Origin of the sequence: Ensifer sp. 4252 (genome assembly GCF_050434565.1) — a bacterium.
Classification (GTDB): domain Bacteria; phylum Pseudomonadota; class Alphaproteobacteria; order Rhizobiales; family Rhizobiaceae; genus Ensifer.
This window is the reverse complement of sequence record NZ_JBNDIU010000066.1, coordinates 1-3,055: the sequence shown is the minus strand read 5'-3', so window position 1 is coordinate 3,055 and position 3,055 is coordinate 1. Positions and strand designations below refer to the sequence as shown.

Here is a 3,055-nt window from a genome sequence, read left to right as displayed (position 1 = left end):
AGGCGGTCCAGCGGAAAAGTCATGCGAGACTCGGGCTGGTTGACGCGTTTTGTGGAGCGTCTTGAGAAGCTTGGCACTGCGATCCAGACCGCCGTTCTCGCGCAGCGCACATCCGTTGATCAAATCCTCGAACCCGTCGGGATTGTCCCCACCCGCGGTCACATCTCCGGCAGGCCAGCCTTTCGGAAGCCGTCGACAAAGTGGTCTCGTACAGACGCATCGCGCAGCGGCTGGGAGCTGAGCCAATGGCCGATCGTGAAATGTGGGTGGGCGATCAGGAACAATTCTGCTTCTCGCCGAGCCTCCTCACGGTGGCCCAACTGCGCAAGCGTAGCAGCCAGGAATTTGCGTGAGTTGGTACGATACGTGTCTTTCCTGCGGAGTGTAGCGGTTGCCGCCTCATAGTCACGCGCGGCGTATTGCGCCTGCCCAAGATGACAAAGATACCAGCAGGCTGGATAGGGATTGAGCCGCAGAGCTTTTTCGATCTGCGCTAGTCCGTCGGCAACCCTGCCGTCCAGCACGGACATGTCGGACATGGCGGCCCAGGTGTCGGCGTGGTTGGGGTCTAGCTCCAGGGCCTTGGCGAAGGCGGCGTCCGATTCCTCCCATCGCCGCTCATACGCCAAAATGGTCCCCAGAACGTAACGGCAGCCGGCATCGTTGGGATCTAGGTCGACCGCCTTCTGCGCGAACGTCGCCGCCATCCGACGGTTAGGATCTTCGGGCTCGCCGAAATGAGTCCAGGCAAGCCAACGGTTATAGGCGAGCAGACCGACCGCCTCGGCATATGATGGCTCGAGCTTAACCGCGCGTTGGAGCAGCATATAGGCCTCACGCTCAGTTTGCGGCGACTCTTCCGTCAGGAGGCGGGCGCGCACACACAGATCGTACGCCTCAAAGTTCTTCGGCCGATTGCGCTGAGTCGGGATGGTCAGCCGGCCGACGAGGGCTTCAACAATCTTGGCGTTAACTTCATCCTGTAATTCGAAAACATCTTCCACCGTCCTGTCAAACCGGTCGGCCCACAAGTGCTGGCCGCCAAGCGCGTCGATCAATTGGGCATTGATGCGGACACGGCCCATTGCGCGTCTGGCGCTCCCCTCGAGGACGTAGCGGACGCCGAGTTCCTGGGCGACCAGCCGTACGTCGACCGGCTTGCCCTTGTAGCCATACACGGAATTGCGCGCGATGACGAACAGGCCAGCCGTACGGGAAAGGTCGGTGATCAGGTCTTCGGTCAAGCCGTCGACGAAAGGTGCGTCCGCTTCATCCCCACTCATATTCGTGAACGGCAATACAGCGAGCGAGGGACATTCGGGCAGCGGCAATATGCTCTGCAGCGCATCCGGCCAATGCCACACGTGGACCGGGCGAGTCAGGTTCTTTAGGTAGCGTTCGCCCGCATCAAAGAACCGGTCGCCGATCTTGCCGACGATCTCGCCGTGAACTTTGGCTGAAATGCAGATACCTCCCGGTGCGGCCTGCGTCTCGAGGCGCGCCGCGACATTGACGCCGTCGCCGAGCACGTCTGAACCGTCGTCAATGACATCTCCCAGATTGACGCCTACACGCAAAAGCAGGCGCCGGTCTCGTGAAGCCTCAACAGCAGTGGTGGCCCGTTGCATTTCCAACGCTGCTGCGACCGCGTCCACCGCGCTACCGAATTCGATTAAGAATCCGTCGCCCATGACCTTGAAGATGCGACCGTTGTGGCGCATCACAGTCGGCTCGATAACGCCAGAACGGAGTTCCCTGAGGTTCGCCAGCGTTGCGACTTCATCAGCCTCCATTAGGCGTGAATATCCCACCACATCGGCAACGACGATGGCGGCAAGGCGACGCTGAAGAGATTGATCCGTCATGTGAGGACAAGCCTAACGACCGAGCTCGCAAATTATTGTTCAACCGCGGGTGAGTCAACAAGTGGTAAGAGGTAATGTCCAGGCGACCTCCATCTCCATCGAGCTGTTATCCTTCTTTGTGACCGACGGCGTCGAAGTGGACGACACGGAAATGAGCATCCACGGAAAGCGGACGGTTCCTGAACGTCTGGTGATGGGGAGCGGGCTGTTCGCGAAATGGTGTTCCGGGGGAGACCCGAACTGCAACTGCGCTAAGTCTGCATTTCTGGCCAACTCTCCAGATGCGGCCAGTCTCCTTCGGCCCAATTGAGACGCTCGGGTCGCACTGACCAAGTATCCGCTCCTGACGCTCCTCGGGCGTTCAGATCACTCGACGACCGAGCCGGCAGCACGGATGTCTCCTATCCCCCGCCTTGAGGGGACCCGAACTGTAGACCACTAAACCTGTTCGCAAAAATGGACTTGCGGAACGCTCACTCTTCGGCGCTCACCCGAGGTCCTCGAATTGGCAGGCCGGCCTTGAGATAACCTTCGATAAAATGTTGGCGATCCGCATCATGGCGGAACGGTTGCGTCTTCCCCCACTCCCCGGCGTCAAAATGCGGAAACTCCGCAAGGAATTTTCTCGCCACTTTGCGCGCGTCCGTTGTCTGCCCAAGTTGCGCCAACGCCGCCGCGAGATTGCGTTTCGCGCCAGGTCCACCTGCCAATGCGTTGCGAAGCGTTTCGACGGCATCCTTATATTGACCGGCGGCGTATTGGGCCCAGCCGAGAAACGAAAAATAGTCTCCGGGAGGATATGGGTTCAAACGAAAGCTGTTCTGTGCGCATACTATCGCTTCCGCAGCCCGCCCCTCGAACACCCTGAGGTCGGCAAGCATGGCCCAGCCCTCCGCATGATTGGCGTTCAGCCGAAGCCCTTCTTCGAATTCGGCCACACCTGCTTCGAGTTCGCCCTCGTAAGCCCGCAGGAATCCCAGAACGATGTGGGCGTCCGCATTTTCCGGATCGATTTCCACGGCTTTTCGGGCAGCAGATCGAGCCAACATGCGGTGTTCCTCGACAGGCTCACCACAGTACAACGCACCGAAATGGTGGCTCATCGCAAGCCAAGCGTATGCCGCTGCAAAGTCCGGATCAATTTCGATGGCCTTGGACAGCAGCGGGCGCGCCGCTCTAGTTTCCCGAAG

Annotated in this window: 2 protein-coding genes; both read right to left on the bottom strand. The window is 59.7% G+C overall.

Annotation, left to right across the window (positions count from 1 at the left end):
* Nucleotides 1-158: 158 nt before the first annotated feature.
* Nucleotides 159-1,865: an adenylate/guanylate cyclase domain-containing protein gene (locus tag ABIE33_RS36090; protein WP_429133927.1), complete on the bottom strand. Its 1,707-nt coding sequence runs from the start codon at nucleotides 1,863-1,865 to the stop codon at nucleotides 159-161.
* Nucleotides 1,866-2,338: 473 nt separating this feature from the next.
* A partial coding sequence (locus tag ABIE33_RS36085; protein ID WP_429133925.1) for a tetratricopeptide repeat protein occupies nucleotides 2,339-3,055 on the bottom strand: 717 nt, incomplete at its 5' end.

What these genes read in the sequence shown, in the direction of transcription:
- ABIE33_RS36090 (WP_429133927.1), bottom strand. Translation starts at nt 1,865, where the DNA reads ATGACGGATCAATCTCTTCAGCGTCGCCTTGCCGCCATCGTCGTTGCC.